This window comes from Phycobacter sedimenti (genome assembly GCF_038148855.1).
Taxonomy (GTDB): domain Bacteria; phylum Pseudomonadota; class Alphaproteobacteria; order Rhodobacterales; family Rhodobacteraceae; genus Phycobacter; species Phycobacter sedimenti.
This window is the reverse complement of sequence record NZ_JBBVGR010000002.1, coordinates 1-22,922: the sequence shown is the minus strand read 5'-3', so window position 1 is coordinate 22,922 and position 22,922 is coordinate 1. Positions and strand designations below refer to the sequence as shown.

The window sequence follows — 22,922 nt, the reverse complement described above, 5'->3', positions numbered from 1 at the left end:
AATGACCGACGCGCCCAGCTACGGCTTTGACACGCTGCAAATTCATGCCGGTGCACGGCCGGACCCGGCCACCGGCGCCCGCCAGACGCCGATCTACCAGACCACCTCCTATGTGTTCCGTGACGCCGACCACGCGGCGGCGCTCTTCAACCTGCAGGAAGTCGGTTACATCTATTCGCGCCTGACCAACCCCACGGTTGCGGTTCTGCAGGAACGTCTCGCGACGCTCGAAGGCGGCGTCGGCGCGGTGTGCTGTTCCTCGGGCCATGCGGCGCAGATCATGGCGCTGTTCCCGCTGATGGCTCCGGGCTGCAATGTGGTGGCCTCGACCCGCCTTTACGGCGGCACCGTCACCCAGTTCAGCCAGACCATCAAACGCTTTGGCTGGTCGGCCAAGTTCGTCGACACCGACGATCTGGACGCGGTGCGCGATGCCATTGATGAAAACACTCGCGCGGTGTTCTGCGAATCCATCGCAAACCCCGGCGGCTATGTCACCGATATCCGCGCCATCGCCGATGTCGCCGATGCCGCAGGTCTGCCCCTGATCGTGGACAACACCACCGCAACCCCCTACCTGTGCAACCCGATTGCCCAGGGTGCCACGCTGGTTGTTCACTCCACCACCAAATACCTCACCGGCAATGGCACCGTGACCGGCGGCGTGGTGATCGATTCGGGCAACTTCGACTGGTCCGCCTCGGACAAGTTCCCGTCCCTGTCCGCGCCCGAACCTGCCTACCACGGCCTCAAGTTCCACGAGACCTTCGGCTCTCTTGCCTTCACATTCCACGGCATCGCCATTGGTCTTCGTGACCTCGGCATGACCATGAATCCGCAGGCGGCCCATTACACGCTGATGGGGATCGAGACGCTGTCGCTGCGCATGCAGCGCCACTGCGAGAACGCAATGAAGGTGGCCAGCTGGCTGGAGAAGGATGAGCGCGTGGACTACGTGACCTATGCGGGTCTGCCCTCCTCGCCCTATTACGAGCGTGCGCAGGCCTGCTACCCCAAGGGCACCAGCGGCTTGTTCACCTTTGCGGTGAAGGGTGGGTATGACGCCTGCATCAAACTGGTGGACGCGCTTGAGATCTTTTCTCATGTGGCGAACCTCGGCGATACCCGCTCGCTGATCATCCACTCGGCCTCCACCACCCACCGCCAACTGACGCCTGAACAACAGGAAGCCGCTGGCGCAGGCCCCAACGTGGTGCGAATCTCGATCGGGATCGAGGATGCGGACGATCTGATCGCCGATCTTGACCAGGCATTGGCAAAAGCCTGCGGCTAAGCCCTGCAGCAGAAAATGAGAAAGGCCGGGGCAGTCCCCGGCCTTTTTCGTCTTTCGCGTGAATTGCTTTTACTCCGGCTTCGGCTCCAGCAGGTCAAAGACGACCGAGACGCCGTGCTCAAACGACAGGCTCCCCGCCTCGACAGGAACGCCGCCCGAGCGCGCCATTTCCATCGCCATCATCGGAACCCCGCCGCCACCGCCATGCTCGCTGATGGAACGCACAGGGCCAAGGGTCATACCTGCGGCTTCGGCCAGCTGGCGCGCCTTGCGGATGGCATCGCGCACCGCATCGCCCCGGATCTGGTCCAGCACCGCCGCCCGGTCCGCAACGCCAAAGCTCAGGCCGCGAAACTCGTTTGCGCCGGCATCCAGCACGTCATCCAGGATTGCGCCAAGGTTCCCGAGGTCACGAACCCGCACCAAAAGCGTGTTTGAGGCGACAAAACCGGTGATTTCACGTTTTCCGGATCCACTGTCATAGTGCCCTCCGCTCCAGACCGGGTCTACCGAAATGCGCTGGGTCTGCATGTCTTCAGCAGCGATACCAGCCGCGCGCAGGCCGTCAATCACCGCCGCCATATCCTGCGAGACGGCGCGCATCGCATCCGCCGCGCTCTCGGCCTTTGCAGTCACGCCAAGGGTAATGCTGGCCCGGTCCGGCGCGACCTCGGTGCGCGCTTCACCCGTCACCGAAATCTGGCGTGGCGGCACATGCTGGTCGGCCAGGACCGGTGCCGCTGTACAGGCCATCAGGGCCAGGGACGCCACAAGGGCCCGCGTCGTCATCATTGCTGTCAATTTCGCATTCATGGGCACTGCCTCCTTTTGCCACATCAAGATGGGGGCGCTTCCTTGCCGCAGACAAGGGCAGTTTCTGTCTTTTCCTTTTCCTCGGCAAACTCCTGCTTTAAAGTCTGCACACAAGGCCAATCGGGCACAACGCGGTCCGGGCAACAGGAACTTGGATGGTTTGACCGCACGATGAAACCGGGGTTTGCTCTCTCACTGTCTTCTGACGGTATCACCTACCTGCACCGTGCTGCCGGGGGCTGGCGCAACATCGGAACGGTGGCGCTGGATCATTCCGACCTTATGGGGGCCTTGAGCGATCTGCGCAAGAAAGGCGCCGCACTCGATCTGACCGATCCGGATTGCTGCAAACTGGTGATCCCGAACGACCAGATTCGGTACCTGACAATCGAAACCGGCATGCTCGATCCGCGCGCGCGGCGCGAGCTGGCGGCACAGGCACTGGAAGGGGCAACGCCCTATGCGGTCGCAGATCTGTCCTTTGACATTTCCGAAGATGGCACGCTGACCCATATTGCCGCAGTCGCACGCGAAACCCTGGCCGAGGCCGAAAGCTTTGCGGTGGATCACGGCTTTACCCCTGCCAGCTTCGTGGCGATTCCCGGCGACATGGATTTTCTCGGCGAGCCGTTCTTCGGCCCGGCCAAAGCGATCGGGGACAGCCCGATCGAGCCTGACGGAATCGCCGTTGTGGACGTGGGCCCTGCCGAACAGCCGCCTTCGAAACTGCCCCCGGCTCCCAAGCTGGAACCCCCCAAGGCCACGCCTGCCGATGGACATGCGCCATCACCAGCCCCGCCGCAAGACATCGCCGAAGAACCTGACCCGGACCGTGACGATCGCGGCCCGGCGCGTGCAAAGGGCGGGCTGACGCTGACAGCAGACAGCGTCACCGCCTCCCTTGAGGAAGAGGCCGAGAGCCCCCAGGATGAAACTGCGGACGGTGAAGATACCGGGCCTGCCCCGGGATTCAGCACCCGTCGCCGTCGGCATGATGCGGTGAATGCGCAGGTGGCTTCTGCGCAGACACCGGAGCACATACCGTCACTAGACGGGGCCACGCGAACACCCGCTGCCCCTGCCCCTGCCTCTGCTCTGTCAGCCAGCAAAGGCCAGCCGGGCGCGAAAGACCCGGTTGCCGCCCCCGCAGCACCGGCACCGCTGAAAGCTCAGGAAGAGAAACTGGCCAAAGAGCTGGCAGCCGCAGCTGTTGCACGCCCTATTCCCCCGGCGCCGCCGCTCACCGCTGGTGGCCCGGCAAACCTTTCAGCCAAAGAGGGACAGTCCGGATCCGCCGTCGCAGCCGCGGCCGGAGGCTTCTCTCGCTTCTTCTCAAAATCACAGCCGCAATGGACGCCTGAGAAATCCCGCAACATGGGTCTGATCCTGACCGCGATCCTGCTGGTCTTCATGCTGGTGGTCGCCGCATTGGCCTATGTGAGCGGTGCCGGACCCTTTTCGCGTTTCTCGGATGCGCCCGCGGCCATCGAGGACCGGGATGCAGGCGAAACGCAGACGTCCACTGTGCCAGAGCCGGAGGCAGTACCGCTCGAGGCCGAGACCAACGACCCGGACCAGCCCCCCATCTCCGAGCGTCCGTCCCCCGAGGACAGCGAGAGCATCACCGCACCCGCTTCTGTTCCTCTGGCCCTCGCGGAACCGGAAACCCGGCCCATCGCTCCTCAGGTCAGTCCGATCCCCGACCAGCCCGATCCGGGCGTTTTCCCTTTGCCCGAAGAGCCGGACGCGCCAGGTGTAGCAGGCACGGAGCTGGCCAGTCGCAGCCCGTCGCCGACCGCAGCCCCGGACCCGGAAGCCATTGCCGATGGGGTTGCCGAGGCGCCTGAAACGGAGGCTGGCCAGGACGCCGCACTCGAACAGGCCGCCCAATATGCCGCAACAGGCATCTGGCAGGCGGTGCCGGAAATCGCCGAGGTGCCCGCAGTTGTGGACCTCGACAACATCTACGTTGCCTCCATCGACCACACCAACCTGTCACAGGACGCTGTCGCCCTGCCGCCGCAACCGAATCTGAAACTGGATGATGCGCCCGATGTGGTCAGCTCTCCGGCAGCAGCGGGCAGCGCGATTGCGCTGGATCAGCGCGGATTGGTCGAAGCGACGCCCGAAGGCACCGTGAACCCCGATGGGGTGATCGTCTATCTTGGCCGCCCGCCGGTGGTGCCGCCCCCGACCCCGCCGCGCGCCGACCCCGATGCACAGGCGGCAGCAGAAGCTGCCGCCGCGGAAGCGGTACGCCTTGAGGCCCTGTCACAGCTGCGCCCGCGCACCCGACCCACCGATCTGGCCGAACAGGTGGAACGCACCCAGCTTGGCGGACGCAGCCGGGCCGAGCTGGCCGGCCTGCGCCCCCGCGTGCGCCCCGCCACGCTGAAAACCGAAGAAGAGGAAAACCAACCTGCAACAGCGCAGGCCATCGCCTCTTCCGTGAAACCGCGACAGCGCCCGGCCAACTTTGCCAACATCGTGGATCGCGCTCAGCGCAGCAGACCCGCCGCGGCGACCGCTGCTGCCGTGCCCGCCGCCGCCACGGCCACCCCGCGCATTCCAAGCTCTGCCTCGGTGGCGCGTCAGGCAACGATCAACAATGCGATCAACCTGCGCAAGCTGAACCTCATTGGTGTCTACGGCACGGCCGCCGAACGGCGTGCCCTGGTACGTCTGCCAAACGGGCGCTATCGGAAGGTGCAGGTCGGTGACCGGCTGGATGGCGGGCAGGTCGTCGCCATCGGGGAGGCACAGCTCCAGTACCAGAAAAGCGGTCGCAACGAGACGCTCAAGATCCCGGATTGATTGAGTTTGCCACGGAGCAGAAGTGACTGATCCTGGCATCGTCAGACCGCAACAGCTTGAGCGACATTTCCTCTGCTCACGCGCACCGGAACAGTCTATCGAAAGACTCCAATGATGCGGCACTGGTACACTCCAGCCGCCTCATTCGCAGCGACAACGCGAGCGGTACCATCTTTAGGCAGGGCGGCCGCATTTTTCACGCATGTTCTGATCGCCGCTGCGCGGGCCTCTTCCGCGCTGCTGAAGTCCCAGGCGAAACCGGATGCGCCTGTTTTGTTTGCCGCTATCGCGATGAGGTTCCCTGCCCGCGTCTCTCGAACAGCTCTTTCCCAGTTGTCCCTGCTCTGATCACGAAGATAAAACTGGCCTTCGCGTGGTGCGGCGGGCACGAGGGTCGCATATAGCTCGCAGTCTGTCCGGTAGAAGGCCTCGCAATCGGTTTGCGCGGCAACCATCGCGTCCTCCACGGAATAGCGGCGCGAGCGCCAGGAGAACGAACTCCCATCCCGCGAGACATACATTGCACCGTAGACCCCGCCCGTATTTTTGAACTTGGTGAAACCTGCAAGCGCCGCTTGGCCGAGTGTCATGCCGGAATGAACCTCAACTCTGGTCTTGTTAGCAACAGTCACACTGTCTTTGCTCATGATCTCTGGCACCGGGACAGAGGCTGTCTCGCTTGTAGGCACACAACCAGAAACGAGACCGATCAAAACCAAAAGACCCGCAACGTAAGCGTTCAACTTCATTGCATACACAGTCTAGTCCTTACAATTAATAAAGTAAAACAATCACTTGCCGCGCAAGCAGGGCCACGCTGCACCTATCTCATACAAGACATACAAATATTGCCACCCGGAGAACAACCGGAGCGAGGGGGCACGTTGCCCCCAACATGCGTTGCCCCGCACTTTTGCCTCCGCTCGTTCAGCTTATGAACCATCCTCAGGCGGCGGGGCAAAAGCTGCGATGACCTCTGCTGCGGTCATCATCTCTGTCCTGTTCGCGAACTCATAGACCGCAGGTTTGCTATCGGTGAACACCTGCAACGCAAACTTCAGGTCCGAGGTATCGTTCAGCAAGCCCATCGACAGCTGATAATCATCGGCTCCAAGGATATGGTAGAACAGGTTCGACCCGCATTGCCTGCAAAAGCCACGCTCGGCCCATTCCGATGATCGATAAACACCGATGTGTTCCGCCCCTTCAAAGTGAACCTCCTCGCCCGTCACCTCCATGAACGGCCCGGCCGACCAGCGGCGGCACATGTCGCAATGACAGGCGGCCACCTCTGGCTTTCGTGCCACGGCCGACACCTTGACCGCGCCGCAAAGGCAGCTACCCGACAAACCTGTTTGTTCGGCCATTCGCCTTCCCTCCCAAAAATTCCAGAAACAAAGATTGTAAACACAGCCGATACTAGCCGTTGCAACTTCCGAGTGATTGATCTGGCGCAAAGGCGTTTGTCGGAATCCGATTTTCTGCGATCCGCCCCCAAAAAGAAAACCGGCCCCCGAAGGAGCCGGTTGTCAGATGAAACGTATTCAGCCCCCACAACCGCATGGGCTGGATCACGAGCATCGCCAACTCACTCGGCGGCCTGAATCTCGCCGTTGTTGATCTGCTCCTGCTCGATGGATTCGAACAGCGCCTTGAAGTTGCCCTCACCAAAGCCGTCGTCACCCTTGCGCTGGATGAACTCGAAGAAGATCGGGCCGATCACGGTTTTCGAGAAGATCTGCAAGAGGATCTTGGTCTCGCCGCCATCCACGACGCCTTCGCCGTCGATCAGGATGCCGTGCTTCTTCATGCGGTCCAGCGGCTCTTCGTGGCCAACGACACGCTCCTTGCTGAGATCGTAGTAGGTTTCCGGCGGCGCGGGCATGAACTTGATGCCACGCTCGGAAATCTCGTCGGTGGAGTCGTAGATGTTCTCGGTGCCGACGGCGATGTGCTGGATGCCTTCGCCCTTGTACTTCTTGAGGTAGGCCACGATCTGGCCGGTTTCGCCGCGATCCTCGTTGATCGGGATGCGGATGCGGCCACAGGGCGAGGTCAGGGCGCGGCTCAGAAGGCCGGTGTATTTGCCCTCGATGTCAAAGAAGCGGATTTCCTTGAAGTTGAACAGATCGCCGTAGAACTTGAACCACTTGTCCATATTGCCCTTGTAGACGTTGTGGGTCAGGTGATCGAGGTAATAGAAGCCCACACCGCGCGGCTTGGACTGTTTCAGCCACTCGAATTCCTCGTTGTAGGGCGAGGTCTCATAGTACTGGTCGATGAAATAGATGAGCGAGCCACCGATGCCCTTGATCGCGGGGACATCCATGGTCTTGTCGCTGCCCTCATAGGGTTCTGCGCCCTTGGAAACGGCGTGATCGAACGCCTTTTGCGCATCCACGACGCGCCAGCCCATTGACGGGGCACAGGGGCCGTGCTCTTCGACGAACTTCTCGGCAAAGCTGCCCTTTTCGGCATTCAGGACATAGGTGATGTCGCCCTGCTGCCACAGCTCGATCCCCGGCTTGGTCTTGTGGCGGCCCACCAGCTCATAGCCCATCTTGGTGAAAAGGTCGCGCAGCTCCTGCGGCTCGGGGCTGGCGAATTCGACGAACTCGAACCCGTCGGTGCCTGCGGGGTTCTCTTCGCTGATGACGGACTTCGGGGCATTGTGCGGGAACGGACCCATGGGTGCTCCTCCTGGCTTGCGCGTTTCGTTTCTGCATCCATGATACTGCACCCTGAACGCATGATTTGCGCGTTATCGAGCAGCGTGATAGGATTTCTTGCGTGATATACGCATGAATAGTCTATTTTTCAGGAAACTTACGCACGTGCTTGATTCCACCGATACCCGCCTTCTGGCCGCATTGCAGAAGAATGCCCATCTTACCGCGCAGGAGCTTGGAGAGCTGCTGAACCTGTCGGCCAGCCAGGCCGGGCGCAGGCGACAGCGACTGGAGGCCGAAGGATACATCCAAGGCTATGCGGCCCGGCTGGATGCGGCAAAACTGGGTCTCACGGTTCAGGGGTTTGTCCAGGTCCATCTGGGCAGCCACGGCCCCGAGCAATCGGCCAGCTTTGCGCGGCTGGTCAGCACGCGGGCCGAGATCACCTCGGCCTGGACGATGACGGGCGAGGCAGATTACCTGCTGCGGGTCTATTGCCGTGACCTGCAGGCGCTCAACACGCTGATTCACGAAGTCTTGCTGACTCACCCTGCGGTTGCACGTGTTCAAAGCCAGATCGTTATGGCTCAATTAAAGCGGGACGCGCCCCTCCCCACTTAACCATACAGGAAGATTCTCCGGTTAATGATGCAGGGCGCATGCCTAATTCTGGGGACACCTATGTCATTTGTCGACCGTCGTATCGAAACCCGCCCCTCCAGCGGAGAAGCCCCCTTCAAACTGAACGAGGTGTTCTTTTCCCGCACGGACAAACGCGGGGTCATTGAGGCCGGAAACTATATCTTCAAACGGGTCGCTCATTACGACTGGTCCGAACTGATCGGCGCTCCGCACAAGCTGATCCGCCACCCGGATATGCCGCGCGGTGTCTTCCACATGTTCTGGGACACCATCAAGACCGGCAAGACCATCGGCGCCTACGTCAAGAACCAGGCCAAGGATGGTTTGCATTATTGGGTCTTCGCCGTGGTGGTGCCCTATGATGGCGGATATCTGTCGGCACGGATCAAACCTTCCAGCCCGATGCTGAAAGAGGTGCGCGAGGTCTACAAGACCATGCTGCTAGCCGAACAGCAGGAAGGCCTGGCCCCCGAGGAAAGCGCCGAGATCATGATGGAGTGGGTGCGCAGCAAGGGATTTGAGGATTACGATCAATTTGCCGCCAATGCCCTGTGCGAAGAATTCAAGACCCGCGACGCGGCTCTGGGCAACCCGGCCGACGAAACACTCCTTGCACTTGCACAAATGTTGAAGAACGCCCAGGTCCTGGTCGAACAGACCGAAGGATTGGTCAAGGATTTCGACGCCATGCACACGATCCCGCACAATCTGCGTGTGATCGCATCGCGCATCGAACCTGCCGGTGGCCCGGTGACGGTTCTGTCGCAGAACTACGGCTCCATGTCGCGTGAAATGTCGGACTGGTTTGCCGCCCACGTGATGGGAAAGAACAGCACCTTTGCCACCATCAAATCGACCGTCAACACCAGTCTGATGGTGCAATGCATCACCCGGATGCTGGAGGAATGCGACGATCAGCTCAGCAAGGAACGTCGTGCCATCGAAGGGGTCGACATGGCTCATGAACGCGCCCTGCTGAAGCAGATCGTGCGCGATCAGCAGGAACGAAAGCGCAAGGGGCAGGAAGACGTCAACCACGAGGCCGACCGGATCATGCATGCCTGCCAGGTCATGCACCGCCAGTTCCTGGGCCTCAGCTCGACCCGCGTGCTCTGCAAGATCGAAAGCGCGCGCCTGCCGGAATCGGGCGAAACCCTGTCCGATATCATTGATCAGCTTGGCGTCTTTCAGCGCCGGATTTCGGAACGCCTGGAGCGGATCGAAAAACTGTCAGGCGACATCCGCATCCACGACAAATGATCCCCCCGTCGGCAGCGGCGGCAGTTTTGCGACAAGGGCGCGTTCTCAGCCGGAGGCGTGCCCAATTGCGTTGCCAAGCCCGCTAACGCTTGCGATACCAGCAGTATGGACACGTTTCTCTATCAAGCTTCGATCTATCTTGCCGCCGCTGTCATCGCGGTGCCCATTGCCGCGCGCCTTGGCCTTGGGTCCGTCCTTGGATACCTGGCCGCTGGCATCCTGATCGGACCGGTCTTCGGACTGGTCGGGTCAGAGACCCAGAATCTGCAGCATTTCGCCGAATTCGGCGTGGTCATGATGCTGTTTCTCATCGGGCTGGAGCTGGAGCCAAGGGCGCTTTGGGCGATGCGGCACAAGCTCTTGGGCCTTGGCGGTCTGCAGATCCTGTTCAGCACCCTGGCCCTGATGGGGGCCGCAATGGCGGCAGGACAAACTTGGCAGGTGAGCCTCGCAGTCGGTCTGGCGCTCTCCCTCTCGTCCACCGCCATCGTCCTGCAGACCCTATCCGAAAAGGGGCTGATGCAGACAGGTGGCGGGCGGGCGTCCTTTTCAGTGCTGCTGACGCAGGATATCGCGGTAATCCCGATTCTCGCCTTCCTGCCGCTGCTGGCCACCGGTGTCGGTCCCCGTTTCGGAAATGACGGGTCGATCCAGCGCGGAGAAGACGCCGCCCATGGCGGCGGACATGGGTCTCTGTCGCTGGTCGAAGGCATGCCAGGCTGGGCCGTGACCCTGATCACCCTCGGCGCCATCGCCTTTATCATTCTTGCGGGCATCTACCTGACACGTCCGCTGTTCCGTTTCATTCATGCCTCCAACCTGCGCGAAATGTATACGGCGCTGGCGCTGCTGATCGTCGTCGGCATCTCCTTTCTGATGACACTGGTGGGGCTTTCACCTGCCCTTGGCGCTTTTCTCGCTGGTGTGGTTCTGGCCAACTCGGAGTTCCGGCACGAACTTGAAAGCGATCTGAACCCCTTCAAGGGACTGCTGCTGGGCCTCTTCTTCATTACTGTCGGCGCGGGCATCAACTACCGTTTGTTCCTTGCAAGCCCCGGAGACCTAATCGGTCTTGCGCTTCTTGTGATCGTCGCCAAGGGGCTGATCCTGTTCTTCGTGGGGCGCGCCTTTGGTCTGCGCAAGCGCGCGCAATGGCTGTTTACCCTGGGGCTGGCTCAGGCCGGTGAATTCGGCTTTGTGCTGCTCGCCTTTTCACAGCAGCTCAACGTCATCCCGCCTGCCCTGTCGGAAAAACTGCTGCTGGTTATTGCGCTTTCCATGCTGATCACGCCGCTGTTGTTCATCATCTATGATCTCTTGTCCAAACGCCTGACCGAAGCGCGTGCAGATCACGAGCCCGACAAGATCGATGAGGAAGGCCCGGTCATCATCGCCGGGATCGGCCGTTTCGGGCAGATCGTGAACCGGCTGGTCCGGGCCAGCGGCTTCAAGACGGTCCTGCTCGACAACGACATGGAGGCGGTCCAGCTCATGCGCCGCTTTGGCGTAAAAAGCTTTCTCGGCGATCCCACGCGCCCCGAACTCTTGAAAGCTGCCGGCATCGCAAAGGCCCACATACTGGTTGTCGCACTGGATGACCCGGAGAACACCGTGAAACTGGTGGAATACGTGCGGCGCAACTACCCCGACATTCACATCATCGCCCGCGCCTATGACCGCCATCACGTGTTCGAACTGTACCAGGCTGGCGCGAATGATATCGTGCGCGAGATGTTCGACAGCTCCTTGCGGGCAGGCCGCTATGTGCTCGAACAGATCGGCCTCAGCGAATATGAGGCGGCTCAGGCCGAACAGACCTTCTACGCCCATGACCGCCTGACCATCCGGGAGCTGGCAAAACACTGGATCCCCGGCAAACCTGCCAGCGAGAACCCCGCCTATATCAAACGGGCGCGCGAGCTGGAAAAGGACCTGGAAACGGCTCTGCTGGAGCTGGCCGAGCAGAAGGACCACAAGTCCTCCTGACCCCCGCCAGCCAGCCGGTCAGCCGTCGGAAACACCCGCTTCGGCAAAAGTCGCCATACTGCTGTGACAGGCAATCGCGCCTTTCAGGATCTGGATCGCAAGCGCCGCCCCCGAGCCTTCGCCAAGGCGCAGGCCCAGCGTCAGAAGCGGCTCTTTGCCCAGTTTTTCGAGCAGCGCGAAATGGGCCGCCTCGGCGCCCTTGTGGCCCGCGACCGCGTGATCCAGCGCGCCCTCAGCCGTTTTCATCAGACAGGCGGCAGCCGCGCAGCAGATATAGCCGTCCAGGATCACCGGAATGCGCAGCACCCGCGCAGCCGCCATAGCCCCGGCCATGGCGGCGATCTCACGCCCGCCAAGGCGCATCAGCGCGTCCAGGCCATCCCGGATGTCAGCCCCGTGCAGTGCCACGCCCTCTGCCACCACGCGGGCCTTGTTCGCAAGCCCCGCATCGTCGACGCCGGTGCCCCGGCCTGTCCAGTCCGCAGCAGCGCCCCCGAACAGCGCACAGGCCAGAGCAGCAGCAGCGGTGGTATTGCCTATTCCCATTTCGCCCACGACCAGAAGATCGGCCTGTGGATCGACTGCACTCCAGCCTGTTTGCAGGGCGGACAGCAATTCGGCTTCGCTCATCGCTGCGGCCTTGGTGAAGTCTTCGGTCGGGCGCTCAAGATCCAGCGCATGTACGTCCATGCGGGCCCCGGCGAGTTTGGCCAGCTGGTTGATCGCGGCGCCGCCATGGTCGAAGTTCAGCACCATCTGCGCCGTCACCTCGGCCGGAAAGGCCGAAACACCTTGCGCCGTGACGCCATGGTTGCCCGCAAAGACGATCACCTGCGGCGCCTTGATCTCGGGACGCTCGCAGCCGCGCCAGCCTGCATACCAGATCGCCAGATCCTCCAGTCGCCCCAGGGCGCCCGGCGGCTTGGTCAGCTGGCCATTGCGCGCCTCGGCCCCGGCTGTGGCGGCACCATCTGCAGCGGGCGCGGCCTTCAGCTGGGCACGAAAGTCATCAAGGGAAGATATCTGGGGCAGCATGGATCAGCCTCGTTGCAAAGGTTGGCGAAACGCCGGTAAAGCGGTTGGGCACCTGTTTAACCGCTCGCCCCCGCGCCGCAAGTCCCGCAAGAGGCCCGCAAATGCGAAAATACGACATCCGCGCCGCCGATATCCTGTTGGCGCTGGTTCTTTTGACCCGCCTGCCGCTGCCGCATTTGCCACAGGAAGCCTTCAAGCGGCAATCGGCTGCGGTCTGGGCCTTCCCCCTTGCGGGCCTTGCCGTGGCCCTGCCTGCCTGTCTGGTGGCGTCGCTTGCGCTGAGCCTTGACCTGCCCGCGCCGGTCGCGGCCGGGCTGGCCTTGGCCGTGCAGATCCTGCTCACCGGCGCCATGCATGAGGACGGGCTGGCCGATACCGCCGATGGGTTCTGGGGCGGATTTGATACCGCGCGGCGGCTTGAGATCATGAAGGACAGCCAGATCGGCACCTATGGTGTGCTGGCCCTGATCCTGGGGCTGGGACTACGCTGGATGGCACTGGCAGCCCTGTTTGAGACCGCTGGCCCCTGGTTCCTTGTCGCATTGGCAGCCCTCAGCCGCGCAGCGATGCCGGTCGTGATGCATGCCCTGCCGAACGCACGACAGGCAGGTCTGTCGCATGGGGTTGGGCGCCCCGGGAAAAGGGCCGTAACCTTCGGCGTCTTGATTGCGCTAATGATTTCCCTGCCTGCTCTGGGCTTCTACGCAACCCTTGGCGCAACCCTTTTCATGATCGCGACAACCCTGGGAGCGGCCGCCCTTGCCCGCGCCAAGATAGGCGGGCAGACCGGCGATATCCTGGGGGCCACCCAACAGATCTGCGAGATCATGGGACTGCTGGTGCTTTTGGCCCTCTGACCGGTCAGTCGACGCCGCCGGTCAGGATCTTCAGCTGCTCCCCACAGTGCTTGCAGTGCACCGCATCGATATCATGGCGGGTCAGACCGCAGGTCGGGCAGGTATAGCGCACCTTCTGCGGCTGAAAGATCGCCTGCGCCAGCCGCACGAACAGCGCGACCCCCACGACCATCACGAAGACCGAGAACATCTTGCCTGCTGGCGATGCCATGGTGATATCGCCAAAACCGGTCGTCGTCAGGGTGGCCACGGTAAAATAGAGCGCGTCGATATAAGGCGATTGGGTCTGGGTTTCGTCGATGAAGAAGATCAGCACCGTCATGGTGGTGGCAAAGATGAAGACGAAAAGGTTGATCCCCGCCAGAAGCGCATCTTCGTTGCGGCGGAAAAAGGCGCTGTCACGGCGCAGATCCCGAAGCAGGTGGTAGGAATGGATCAGGCGCAGGGCGCGCAGGATCCGCAGGAACGCAAGGCTGCCCGAGAACAGGGGATCCAGCAGCAGTGTGACGATGACCACGACATCGGCCAACGTATAAACCTGCCAGAAGAAGGCCTTGCGGTTCTTGGCGATCCACAGGCGCGCGGCCAGGTCCATCCCGATGATCACCCCGAGTATCTGGCTGATCGCAATCAAAAGCAGCCCATGCGCCACATGCGCCGTTGCGATGAAGAACAGGATCGTCAGCGCATCGAATATGATGACGCTATAGCGAAAGCGCACGGCGCTGTTCGACGAGCCCTCGTAAAGCGCGGCGATGCGCGATTTCAGGTCCTGCATGGGATTGGTCTTTCTTGGCGCATGGCATGACCCGGCATGACAAAGGGCCGCGCAGTTCCTGCCGCGGCCCCAGTTTCAACGGTCAAGGCGCTGGCTTAGGCCGCGCGCGAGGTCAGAACCTCATCGACCTGCTTCGCAGCGGAGAGTTCATCCCCGTCCGCGACAGCCGCGACTTCGCGGGTCAGACGCTCAAGCGCCGCTTCATAGAGCTGACGCTCGGAATAGCTCTGTTCGCGCTGATCATCGGTGCGGTGCAGATCGCGCACCACTTCGGCGATGGCAATGAGGTCGCCCGAGTTGATCTTCTGTTCGTACTCCTGAGCGCGGCGCGACCACATGGCCCGCTTGACCTTGGCCTTGCCCTTGAGGGTTTTCATGGCCTGGTTGATGACATCGGGCGAGCTGAGCGAACGCATCCCGACTTCGGCCGCCTTGTTGGTCGGCACCCGCAGGGTCATCTTGTCCTTTTCAAAGGTGATCACGAAAAGCTCCAGCGCAAAGCCGGCCACTTCCTGCTCCTCGATCGAGATGATCTGCCCGACGCCATGGGCCGGGTATACCACGTAATCATTGGGGCGGAATTCGAGCTTCTTCGATTTGGTCATACAGGTCTTTCCTTGCACTTCGTCGGCTGGCTGGCCGACACAACAACGACAAAAGCACCTGAGGCGGATCACTTCGAGCGATCCGCGCTCACGCTATAGCCGCAGAAAAACTGCCCAAGTTGCACAAGAACGCATCCGGCAGGTCAGGCATATCTCTCTCACTCTGGGTATTGGAGAATGATAATACCACAAAACAGGGCCTGTCGGAAGGCAGCCTGACAGAGCCGCGGACACCCGGCGCAAACGTCTAATTTAAAGGCATTTCGCCGTTGGAAGGCCGACCTGCGACTGGAGCGCTGCCCCTTCGCGAAGACCCGATGCGCGAATCGCGCAGAGGCGCGCACCCATCGACAGGCCGCGCTCAGCCCGGAGTATCAGCCGCCTTCGCCCGGCGCCTCGGAGAAGTACTTCTCCATTTTCCCCTCTTCGCCATCACGTTCTTCGGCGCCGGGAAGCGGGTCTTTCTTGGAGACGATGACAGGCCACATCTCGGAGTATTTCCGGTTGAACTCCACCCATTTCTCCATGTCCGGCTCGGTGTCGGGACGGATCGCATCGGCGGGGCATTCAGGCTCGCAAACGCCGCAATCGATGCATTCGTCGGGATGGATCACCAGCGTGTTCTCGCCCTCGTAGAAACAGTCGACCGGGCACACCTCGACACAATCGGTGTATTTGCAGGCGATGCAGTTTTCCGTAACGACATAGGTCATGAGGCCAGGTCCCGTTTTCTGTTTGACGCTTAGCTAATCCAGCGCGGCGTTATCTTCAAGACGTCAATAGATGTCGCGACCGCGGGTAAGATCAAGCGCTCTGCGGGATTTCTTGTCAGGGCGCCCCTTTCCCTCGAACCGGGGATTGTCCGGAACGGTTTCCTGCTTTTCGGTCATATCATGGTAGAGCGCCTGGGCCTCGGGGGCGGGACCGCGCCGCTCACCGATGGCTTCGACGCGGACGACGCGAATCTGCCGCCCCTGAGGAAAGGTCAGAACGTCCCCAGGAGAGACGCTCTGAGCCGGTTTCGAAACCTTGTCGGAGTTGAGCCGCACATGACCCGCGCTGACCTGTTTGGCGGCCAGGCTGCGGGTCTTGAAGAACCGCGCATGCCATAGCCACTTGTCGATACGGATCTTGGCGGCTGCGCCCTCCATCGCGGATCAGTCGCCCTGTTTCAGCCCCATGAGCGCCGCAGCGAAGGGGTTGTCGGGGTCGATCTGCTTTTCCTTCTTGGGCGGGCGGGCCGAATAGGTCTTGCCCCCCTGCTGCTGCGGGCGTCCGCCCTTCTTGCCGCCGGGCTTGCCCGGGCCACCCTTGGCACCACGGGGTTTGCCCTTGCCGCCACCTGCGCCGCCCTGAGCCTCCTGGCCGCGACGCTGGCCGCGTCCGCCGCCCTGCTGGCGGGCACGGCCACCCCAGGTGAAGGTGTAGAAGATCTCGATTTCAGGTGCATCAACAGCCGCATCCGCCGCCGCGCCGGTCGGTGTTTCATTCTCGGCCACTTCGGCCACGGGTTCGGCTGCTTCCGCCTCGGGTGCAGTTTCTGCAACCGGGGCAACACCTGCATCCTCGATCGCCGCCGCCTCGGGCACGACATCCGCCGGGGTTGCCTCCCCTTCGCCAGCCGGAGCGGCCGCAGGCGTGTTCTCGACTGCGGCGGCCGCGTCCATGACGGGCTGGCCTTCTGCAGGCGTTCCGGTTTCGGTCACCACCGCATCCACGGGTTTGACCTTCTCCCGCTCGCCTTGTTCGGCGCGGTAGCCAAGGCCCTGCATCAGGTCGGCGAATTGCTCAAGCGTCATGCCGGTGATCGACAGCATGTCGGGCTTGGCTTCGAAACCGCCGCGGCTGTCCTCGGCGCGCAGCATGTCGGCCAGACGTTCCAGCATGTCGACACGGATCATACGATCGCCCGCGGCGCGGTAGCCGGACATGGTGTCATAGCCTTCGGGCGCATCCTTCAGCGTCGGCACGGTGACCAGACCCGGCGGCGGTGCCTCGGGGAATTCCTGCAGACCGTTCGCCAGCGACCACAGCACCAGACGCAGGCGCGTCGGGGCGGGTTTCAGCAGCAGCGGCATGAAGATGGTGAACTGACCGAAGCGCAGTCCATGTTTGCGCAGCGCGCCACGGGCGTCCTGGTCAAGATCCTTGACCTCCTGCGCGACGTCTTGACGGGGCAGAAGGCCCAGCGCCTCGACCATGCGGAAGGCAAAGCCACGGGCGAGACCGTTCAGCTCCTCATCTTTTTGCAGGTTCAACAGCGGCTCGAACAGGGCCTGGATCTTGCGGCTGATGAAATGCTGCAGGCGGCGTTCGACCTTTTGCGCAACCTCGGTTCCAGCAGCATCATCCACGAAGACCTGCACACCCGGTGTAAGCGGATCCGCCCCGGCAACCAGTTTGCCCACCGCGCTGTCGCCCCACATGAGGCCGCCCTGTTCGGTGAAATCGATTTCGGTATCGGGTGCGTTGTAGAACCGGTCCGCCCGCAGATGAAAATGCGGCAACAGCGCCTGCATGGACGCAGATTTCAGCGCCTTTGCCTCGGCACCCTCTGCGCCCTTGTCAGGCGAGAACCGGAACCCTTCGAGCCGTCCGACAAATTCGCCTTCGACGGTCACTTCACCCTTGTCATTCACTTCGGCCAAAAGGGCCTCCTTCTGTTTGAGCCGGCGCAAAAGCACGGATGTGCGCCGGTCCACAAATTTTTCAGTCAGCCGCTCGTGCAGTGCGTCCGACAACCTGTCTTCTACAGCGCGCGTGTGCTCGCGCCAATGACTTTCATCACGCAGCCAGCCTTTCCGCTGGGCCACATAGGTCCATGTGCGGATAAATGCCAGCCGTTTGGACAATACGTCAATGTTTCCGTCCGTCCGGTCGATCCTTTTGATCTGCCGCGCCATCCAATCGTCGGGCACGACACCACCGCCGTGGAGGTGATCGAATATCCCCCGCAACAGCGAGGCATGTTCCGTGTGGCTGATGCCGCGGAAATCAGGAATACGGCACACATCCCACAACAGGCGCACCGAAGGCGCATTGGTGGTGCGGGCCAGAATCTCCGGATCCTGCGACAACGCCTTCAGCGCCATCAGGTCATCGGCCTCGCGCGCCTTGATCAACACCTCATCGTCAGGGCTGGCTTCCAGCGAGCGGATCAATGCCTCAACCGTGCCGAACTGCAAGGCCGCGGAGCGCCAGTTGAGTTTCTTCAGCGGCGTGAAACGATGCTCCATGATCGCCTGTGCCGTGCCCTCGTCCAAGGGGCGGGCATCGCCGGTGACGCCAAAGGAGCCATGGCTCATCCCCCGCCCCGCGCGGCCCGCGATCTGGGCCAGTTCATTGGGGGCAAGGGGGCGCATCCGGCGGCCGTCGAATTTGCTGGTCGAGGCAAAGGCAACGTGGTCGATATCAAGGTTCAGCCCCATGCCGATGGCATCGGTGGCCACGAGATAGTCGACTTCGCCGTTCTGATAGAGCTCTACCTGAGCGTTGCGCGTGCGGGGGCTGAGCGCGCCCATCACAACCGCCGCGCCGCCTTTTTGGCGGCGGATCAGCTCAGCGATGGCGTAGACGTTGTCGACCGAAAAGCCGACGATTGCAGTGCGCGGCGGCATCCGGCTGATCTTCTTCGACCCGGAATAGACCAGATCCGACATGCGCTCGCGGCGAACAAACTCCACGCCGGGCACCAAGGCCTGGATTGGCCCGCGCATGGTATCGGCGCCCAGAAACAGAGTCTCATGGGTGCCGCGCGCGCGCAGAAGGCGGTCGGTGAAAACATGGCCGCGCTCGGGGTCGGCGCAAAGCTGGATCTCGTCCACGGCAAGGAAATCGCACCCCATCCCTTCGGGCATCGCCTCGACCGTGCAGATCCAGTACTGGGCGCGGGGCGGCACGATGCGCTCTTCGCCGGTGACAAGCGCCACCACCGACGGACCGCGGGCCGCGACGACCTTGTCATAGACCTCACGCGCCAGAAGGCGCAGCGGAAAGCCCATGATGCCGGTGCGATAGCCCAGCATCCTGTCGATTGCGTAGTGAGTTTTGCCTGTATTGGTCGGGCCAAGAACGGCCACGACCCGTGATGCGTTTGCCATAAGAGCCACCCCGGCGGGGCCTATAGTTCCTTGCCCTCGACCAGAGGCGCCAATCGGTCGAGCGCCTTGGTTACTTCCTCGTGGTTGGGATGTATAGCCTTGGCGCGCAAATAGGCGGCATAGGCGTTGTTGGGATCCCGGAACTGTTCAAAGATCGTGCCCAGCGCAAAGATCGCGTCGTAATCATTGGGATTGAGCGCAAGCGCGTATTCCAGATCGGCCACCGACGGGCCGTAAAGCCCCGCCACGAAATAAGCGCGGGCGCGTTCATACCAGCCGCGGGCGAATCCAGGCGCATGGTCAGTGAGTGCTGTCAAATGTTCGATCGCGACCAAGGTTTCGCCCCGCTCAAGCGCCTGAGTGCCCCGTTTCAGCAGCAGATCCATGGCCGGAGAACCGCTTTTGCCCCAAAGCGCCTGCAGTTCCCGTTCGATGGCATTGGCATCCACCGGGTCGGCCTGTGCCAGCTCACTCAGGAGTTCCGCCTCAGACGGAGGCGTCACGGCCTGTGCAGCCGCCCCAGAAGGCAGGGAAAACGTGACTGTCAGCGCCGTTGCCGCCACGATAGCTTTGAGGTTCGGAACATTTGCAATCATGATAAAGCAATGTAACCCAAGGCAGCGTATTTACCAGTGGCGTAGACGAAAGCTTCACACAAAAATGCGATGCCCGTGCAAATGAGCGAGGAATGACCGATGAGCGACACCCTGACACAAGCCGCAGAGGCCCTGAACGCAAAAATGGACGGCGGCGGATTTGACGGCAGCGCCAAGTTCCAGATCGAGGATATGGGCGCCATCGTGCTGGACAGCGACGGCGCGCGTGTCAGCGATGACGAGACTGACGTGACAATGTCCGCAGATGCTGAAACCTTCGAGGCGATCCTGTCAGGTGAACTGAACCCCACCGCCGCCTTCATGTCCGGCAAACTGACCGTTGACGGCGACATGGGCACCGCGATGAAGCTGGCTTCGGCCCTGGCCTGATCGCCAAAACCTACACTACGGCCCGACCACTGGGCCGACCAAAGGAGACCCCTGATGGAGCTGACCCCTGCCCCGTACTTCGGTGAGATCGCTGACGGACCAGAGGGGGGAGCGGCACATTGGGTCTCGTGCGAAGATGGCCTGCGCATTCGCGTGGGCCATTGGCTGCCCAAAGGTACGGCGCACGAGGCGATCAGGGGCACCGTCCTGATCTTTCCGGGGCGCACCGAATATGTCGAGAAATACGGGCCCGCAGCGGTCGATCTGGGCAAGCGCGGCTTTGCGAGCCTTGCGATTGACTGGCGTGGTCAGGGCATTGCCGATCGCATGCTGGATGACCGTCTGCTCGGTCACGTGGATCATTTTCCCGATTTCCAGCGCGACGTGCGCGCAACAGTGAAACTCGCCGAAGCGCTGGATCTGCCCAAACCCTGGTTCCTGCTGGCACACTCCATGGGCGGCGCAATCGGCCTGCGGGCCCTGATCGAAGGGCTGCCGGTCAAGGCCTGCGCCTTTACCGGGCCGATGTGGGGCATCCAGATCCCCCCCGCCATGCAGCCTGTTGCCCGCATTCTTGGCACTTTGGCGCCCATTTTTGGTTTCAGCGCCATGCGCGCTCCGACCACCACCAAAGGGCACTATGTGCAAAGCGCCCCTTACGAGGGCAACACCCTGACGAATGATGCGGACATGTACCGTTTCATGCAGGAACAGCTGGAAGCAGAACCCGATCTGACGCTTGGTGGCCCCACGGTACACTGGCTGAGCGAAAGCCTGAAGGAATGTGCGCGGCTGGCAACCCTGCCCTCTCCGGCGCTGCCCTGCGTCACCTTTCTGGGCAGTGACGAGCAGATCGTGAACGCAGAGGCCGTGCATGAACGGATGCGCCGCTGGCCGGGCGGAGAGCTGGACCTGGTTCAGGGGGCCCAGCACGAGGTGGTGATGGAAGGCCCAGCCATCCGCCAGCATACCTTTGACCGCATGTGCGCTCTGTTCAATCAATACCGCAGCTGAGAGCAGGGCTCATTGCCGGGACAGCTGACTGCTTGTGATCCCGCGCCACCCTGCTTAGATGTTTGGCAAATGGCACGGGTTTGCGTGCCCAAATCAGTCACATGACCCTTCAAGGAGGCCCCATGTTCCAACTCCCCTTCCCCCTTCGCGACGCAAATGCAGGCTCTGGCCCCGAAAGCCTCGGCAATCTGCCGGAATGGGATCTGACCGATCTCTACACCGCCGTGGATGCCCCGGAACTGGCCCGCGATCTGGACTGGCTGGAGCAGGAATGCAGCGCATTTGCCGCCGATTACGAAGGCAAGCTGGCGGATCTTGACGCCAAGGGTCTGCTGGACTGCATCCTGCGCAATGAAAAGATCAACGCCATTGCAGGCCGAGTCATGTCCTTCGCCGGCCTGCGCTATTACCAGCTGACCACCGATGCGGACCGCGCCAAGTTCCTCTCGGACTGCCAGGAAAAGGTCACCGTCTTCACGACGCCGCTGGTCTTCTTCACGCTTGAGATCAACCGGATCGAGGACGATCACCTGCAGGCGCTGTTTGCCGCCAATGCCGATCTGGCCCGCTACGAACCCGTCTTCCGCCGCATCCGGGCGATGAAGCCCTACCAGCTGTCCGATGAGCTGGAAAAATTCCTGCACGATCTGGGTGTGGTTGGCGATGCCTGGGAAAAGCTGTTCGATGAAACCATCGCGGGCCTCACCTTCACCGTCGACGGTGAAGAGATGAACATCGAAGGCACGCTGAATTTCCTGACCGACCCGGATCGCAGCAAACGCGAGGCCGCCGCGCGGGAACTGGCCAGCGTCTTTGCCGACAACATCAAGATCTTTGCCCGCGTGCACAACACGCAAGCCAAGGAAAAGGAAATCGTCGACCGCTGGCGCGGCATGCCTTCGGCGCAGATGGGCCGCCACCTGTCCAATGACGTGGAACCAGAGGTGGTCGAGGCCCTGCGCGAGGCAGTGGTCGCCGCCTACCCCAAGCTGTCGCACCGCTATTACGAGCTCAAGCGCAAATGGCTCGGCCTTGACCGCATGCAGGTCTGGGACCGCAACGCGCCCCTGCCGATGGAAGTCACCCGCACCGTGGGCTGGGACGAGGCCCGCGATATCGTGATGGAGGCTTACGGCGCCTTTGATACGCGCATGGCGGATCTGGCCGATCCCTTCTTCAACAAGGGCTGGATCGACGCGGGCGTGAAACCCGGCAAGGCGCCGGGCGCCTTTGCCCACCCCACCGTCACCGAGGTGCACCCCTACGTGATGCTGAACTACCTCGGCAAACCGCGCGACGTGATGACCCTTGCGCATGAGCTGGGCCATGGCGTGCATCAGGTGCTGGCTGCCGGTCAGGGTGAAATGCTGTCATCGACCCCGCTGACGCTGGCAGAGACCGCCTCCGTGTTCGGCGAGATGCTGACCTTCCGCAAGATGCTGGAAAAGGCCAAGGACCAGAACGAGCGCCGCGTGCTCTTGGCGGGCAAGGTCGAGGACATGATCAACACGGTCGTGCGCCAGATCGCATTCTATGACTTCGAGTGCAAACTGCACGAGGCGCGCCGCGGCGGCGAGCTGACCCCCGATGACATCAACGCGCTCTGGATGTCGGTGCAGGCCGAGTCCCTGGGCGACGCCTTTGATTTCATGGACGGGTATGAAACCTTCTGGGCCTATATCCCGCATTTCGTGCACTCGCCCTTCTACGTCTACGCCTACGCATTTGGCGACGGTCTGGTGAACGCGCTCTACTCGGTCTACGAGGAGAACCCCGAGGGCTTCCAGGAGAAGTATTTCGACATGCTGAAGGCGGGCGGATCCAAGCACCACAAGGAGCTCTTGGCGCCCTTCGGCCTTGATGCCTCGGATCCCAAGTTTTGGGACAAGGGCCTGTCGATGATCTCGGGCATGATCGACGAACTGGAGGCAATGGAGGACTGATCCATCGCGTCAGGCGGGTGTGCTCTGCGCCCGCCTGATCGTCCGCTGTGCGGGACAAAGCGGGCGTTCGAATTTGCTTACTGAAAGTCTGTTATTGCAGCCGTTCCATGGTGACGTCGCACAGAA

20 protein-coding genes are annotated in these 22,922 nt (G+C 62.0%); 9 read left to right on the top strand and 11 right to left on the bottom strand.

Annotation, left to right across the window (positions count from 1 at the left end):
* Position 1 precedes the first annotated feature (1 nt).
* Positions 2-1,294 (top strand): O-acetylhomoserine aminocarboxypropyltransferase/cysteine synthase family protein, encoded by a 1,293-nt coding sequence (locus tag AADA15_RS03150; RefSeq protein WP_341640096.1) that lies wholly within the window; start codon positions 2-4, stop codon positions 1,292-1,294.
* Between the two features lie 69 nt (positions 1,295-1,363).
* Here the strand turns inward: AADA15_RS03150 and AADA15_RS03145 are convergent, their stop codons facing one another.
* Positions 1,364-2,107: an SIMPL domain-containing protein gene (locus AADA15_RS03145; RefSeq protein WP_341640095.1), complete on the bottom strand. Its 744-nt coding sequence runs from the start codon at positions 2,105-2,107 to the stop codon at positions 1,364-1,366.
* Between the two features lie 171 nt (positions 2,108-2,278).
* Here AADA15_RS03145 and AADA15_RS03140 point away from each other — a divergent pair, with 171 nt between their 5' ends.
* Entirely contained in the window at positions 2,279-4,921 is a 2,643-nt protein-coding gene (locus AADA15_RS03140; RefSeq protein ID WP_341640094.1) for a hypothetical protein, read from the top strand.
* 95 nt (positions 4,922-5,016) lie between these two features.
* Here the strand turns inward: AADA15_RS03140 and AADA15_RS03135 are convergent, their stop codons facing one another.
* The 3 genes from AADA15_RS03135 to hppD all read right to left on the bottom strand — a co-directional run bounded on the left by AADA15_RS03135 (position 5,017) and on the right by hppD (position 7,610).
* The gene (locus tag AADA15_RS03135; RefSeq protein WP_341640093.1) at positions 5,017-5,679 is read right to left on the bottom strand and encodes a hypothetical protein; all 663 of its coding nucleotides are present in this window, start codon (positions 5,677-5,679) and stop codon (positions 5,017-5,019) included.
* A 174-nt stretch (positions 5,680-5,853) separates the two neighbouring features.
* Positions 5,854-6,288: a GFA family protein gene (locus AADA15_RS03130; RefSeq protein WP_341640092.1), complete on the bottom strand. Its 435-nt coding sequence runs from the start codon at positions 6,286-6,288 to the stop codon at positions 5,854-5,856.
* Between the two features lie 221 nt (positions 6,289-6,509).
* Positions 6,510-7,610 (bottom strand): 4-hydroxyphenylpyruvate dioxygenase, encoded by a 1,101-nt coding sequence (gene hppD, locus AADA15_RS03125; RefSeq protein WP_341640091.1) that lies wholly within the window; start codon positions 7,608-7,610, stop codon positions 6,510-6,512.
* 145 nt (positions 7,611-7,755) lie between these two features.
* On the opposite strand from hppD, the gene AADA15_RS03120 reads away from it, so the two are divergent.
* The 3 genes from AADA15_RS03120 (at position 7,756) to AADA15_RS03110 (ending at position 11,478) form a co-directional block, all read left to right on the top strand.
* Positions 7,756-8,211 carry an Lrp/AsnC family transcriptional regulator gene (locus tag AADA15_RS03120; protein ID WP_341640090.1) on the top strand — a complete coding sequence of 152 codons (456 nt, stop codon included), beginning with the start codon at positions 7,756-7,758 and terminating at the stop codon, positions 8,209-8,211.
* 60 nt (positions 8,212-8,271) lie between these two features.
* Positions 8,272-9,492: a PAS domain-containing protein gene (locus AADA15_RS03115; protein ID WP_341640089.1), complete on the top strand. Its 1,221-nt coding sequence runs from the start codon at positions 8,272-8,274 to the stop codon at positions 9,490-9,492.
* Between the two features lie 105 nt (positions 9,493-9,597).
* The gene (locus tag AADA15_RS03110) at positions 9,598-11,478 is read left to right on the top strand and encodes a monovalent cation:proton antiporter-2 (CPA2) family protein (protein ID WP_341640088.1); all 1,881 of its coding nucleotides are present in this window, start codon (positions 9,598-9,600) and stop codon (positions 11,476-11,478) included.
* 18 nt (positions 11,479-11,496) lie between these two features.
* Here the strand turns inward: AADA15_RS03110 and cobT are convergent, their stop codons facing one another.
* Positions 11,497-12,513: a nicotinate-nucleotide--dimethylbenzimidazole phosphoribosyltransferase gene (gene cobT / locus AADA15_RS03105; RefSeq protein ID WP_341640087.1), complete on the bottom strand. Its 1,017-nt coding sequence runs from the start codon at positions 12,511-12,513 to the stop codon at positions 11,497-11,499.
* Between the two features lie 101 nt (positions 12,514-12,614).
* Here cobT and cobS point away from each other — a divergent pair, with 101 nt between their 5' ends.
* A complete protein-coding gene (gene cobS / locus AADA15_RS03100; RefSeq protein ID WP_341640086.1) occupies positions 12,615-13,370 on the top strand; it encodes an adenosylcobinamide-GDP ribazoletransferase in 756 nt (251 codons plus the stop codon).
* A gap of 4 nt (positions 13,371-13,374) precedes the next feature.
* Here the strand turns inward: cobS and AADA15_RS03095 are convergent, their stop codons facing one another.
* The 6 genes from AADA15_RS03095 to AADA15_RS03070 all read right to left on the bottom strand — a co-directional run bounded on the left by AADA15_RS03095 (position 13,375) and on the right by AADA15_RS03070 (position 19,449).
* Positions 13,375-14,148, bottom strand: a complete 774-nt coding sequence (locus AADA15_RS03095) for an ion channel (RefSeq protein ID WP_341640085.1) — start codon at positions 14,146-14,148, stop codon at positions 13,375-13,377.
* 95 nt (positions 14,149-14,243) lie between these two features.
* The gene (locus tag AADA15_RS03090; RefSeq protein ID WP_341640084.1) at positions 14,244-14,753 is read right to left on the bottom strand and encodes a CarD family transcriptional regulator; all 510 of its coding nucleotides are present in this window, start codon (positions 14,751-14,753) and stop codon (positions 14,244-14,246) included.
* A gap of 374 nt (positions 14,754-15,127) precedes the next feature.
* Entirely contained in the window at positions 15,128-15,466 is a 339-nt protein-coding gene (fdxA, locus tag AADA15_RS03085; RefSeq protein ID WP_341640083.1) for a ferredoxin FdxA, read from the bottom strand.
* A gap of 63 nt (positions 15,467-15,529) precedes the next feature.
* Positions 15,530-15,904, bottom strand: a complete 375-nt coding sequence (locus AADA15_RS03080) for an RNA-binding S4 domain-containing protein (protein WP_341640082.1) — start codon at positions 15,902-15,904, stop codon at positions 15,530-15,532.
* 6 nt (positions 15,905-15,910) lie between these two features.
* On the bottom strand, positions 15,911-18,853 hold the full coding sequence (locus tag AADA15_RS03075) for a helicase-related protein (protein ID WP_341640081.1): 2,943 nt from the start codon (positions 18,851-18,853) through the stop codon (positions 15,911-15,913).
* 20 nt (positions 18,854-18,873) lie between these two features.
* Positions 18,874-19,449 (bottom strand): tetratricopeptide repeat protein, encoded by a 576-nt coding sequence (locus AADA15_RS03070; RefSeq protein ID WP_341640080.1) that lies wholly within the window; start codon positions 19,447-19,449, stop codon positions 18,874-18,876.
* A 99-nt stretch (positions 19,450-19,548) separates the two neighbouring features.
* Here AADA15_RS03070 and AADA15_RS03065 point away from each other — a divergent pair, with 99 nt between their 5' ends.
* The 3 genes from AADA15_RS03065 (at position 19,549) to AADA15_RS03055 (ending at position 22,796) form a co-directional block, all read left to right on the top strand.
* Entirely contained in the window at positions 19,549-19,839 is a 291-nt protein-coding gene (locus AADA15_RS03065; protein ID WP_341640079.1) for an SCP2 sterol-binding domain-containing protein, read from the top strand.
* A 54-nt stretch (positions 19,840-19,893) separates the two neighbouring features.
* Positions 19,894-20,853, top strand: coding sequence for an alpha/beta fold hydrolase (locus tag AADA15_RS03060; protein WP_341640078.1), 960 nt, complete (start codon positions 19,894-19,896; stop codon positions 20,851-20,853).
* 122 nt (positions 20,854-20,975) lie between these two features.
* Positions 20,976-22,796 (top strand): M3 family oligoendopeptidase, encoded by a 1,821-nt coding sequence (locus AADA15_RS03055; protein WP_341640077.1) that lies wholly within the window; start codon positions 20,976-20,978, stop codon positions 22,794-22,796.
* Positions 22,797-22,922 lie beyond the last annotated feature (126 nt).

Coding starts and splice junctions, on each gene's coding strand:
- AADA15_RS03140 (WP_341640094.1), top strand. CDS start 2,279: ATGAAACCGGGGTTTGCTCTCTCACTGTCTTCTGACGGTATCACCTAC.
- AADA15_RS03095 (WP_341640085.1), bottom strand. CDS start 14,148: ATGCAGGACCTGAAATCGCGCATCGCCGCGCTTTACGAGGGCTCGTCG.
- AADA15_RS03070 (WP_341640080.1), bottom strand. CDS start 19,449: ATGATTGCAAATGTTCCGAACCTCAAAGCTATCGTGGCGGCAACGGCG.
- AADA15_RS03080 (WP_341640082.1), bottom strand. CDS start 15,904: ATGGAGGGCGCAGCCGCCAAGATCCGTATCGACAAGTGGCTATGGCAT.
- AADA15_RS03130 (WP_341640092.1), bottom strand. CDS start 6,288: ATGGCCGAACAAACAGGTTTGTCGGGTAGCTGCCTTTGCGGCGCGGTC.
- fdxA (WP_341640083.1), bottom strand. CDS start 15,466: ATGACCTATGTCGTTACGGAAAACTGCATCGCCTGCAAATACACCGAT.
- AADA15_RS03075 (WP_341640081.1), bottom strand. CDS start 18,853: ATGGCAAACGCATCACGGGTCGTGGCCGTTCTTGGCCCGACCAATACA.
- AADA15_RS03150 (WP_341640096.1), top strand. CDS start 2: ATGACCGACGCGCCCAGCTACGGCTTTGACACGCTGCAAATTCATGCC.
- cobS (WP_341640086.1), top strand. CDS start 12,615: ATGCGAAAATACGACATCCGCGCCGCCGATATCCTGTTGGCGCTGGTT.
- AADA15_RS03065 (WP_341640079.1), top strand. CDS start 19,549: ATGAGCGACACCCTGACACAAGCCGCAGAGGCCCTGAACGCAAAAATG.
- AADA15_RS03055 (WP_341640077.1), top strand. CDS start 20,976: ATGTTCCAACTCCCCTTCCCCCTTCGCGACGCAAATGCAGGCTCTGGC.
- cobT (WP_341640087.1), bottom strand. CDS start 12,513: ATGCTGCCCCAGATATCTTCCCTTGATGACTTTCGTGCCCAGCTGAAG.
- AADA15_RS03090 (WP_341640084.1), bottom strand. CDS start 14,753: ATGACCAAATCGAAGAAGCTCGAATTCCGCCCCAATGATTACGTGGTA.
- AADA15_RS03145 (WP_341640095.1), bottom strand. CDS start 2,107: ATGAATGCGAAATTGACAGCAATGATGACGACGCGGGCCCTTGTGGCG.
- AADA15_RS03110 (WP_341640088.1), top strand. CDS start 9,598: ATGGACACGTTTCTCTATCAAGCTTCGATCTATCTTGCCGCCGCTGTC.
- hppD (WP_341640091.1), bottom strand. CDS start 7,610: ATGGGTCCGTTCCCGCACAATGCCCCGAAGTCCGTCATCAGCGAAGAG.
- AADA15_RS03115 (WP_341640089.1), top strand. CDS start 8,272: ATGTCATTTGTCGACCGTCGTATCGAAACCCGCCCCTCCAGCGGAGAA.
- AADA15_RS03060 (WP_341640078.1), top strand. CDS start 19,894: ATGGAGCTGACCCCTGCCCCGTACTTCGGTGAGATCGCTGACGGACCA.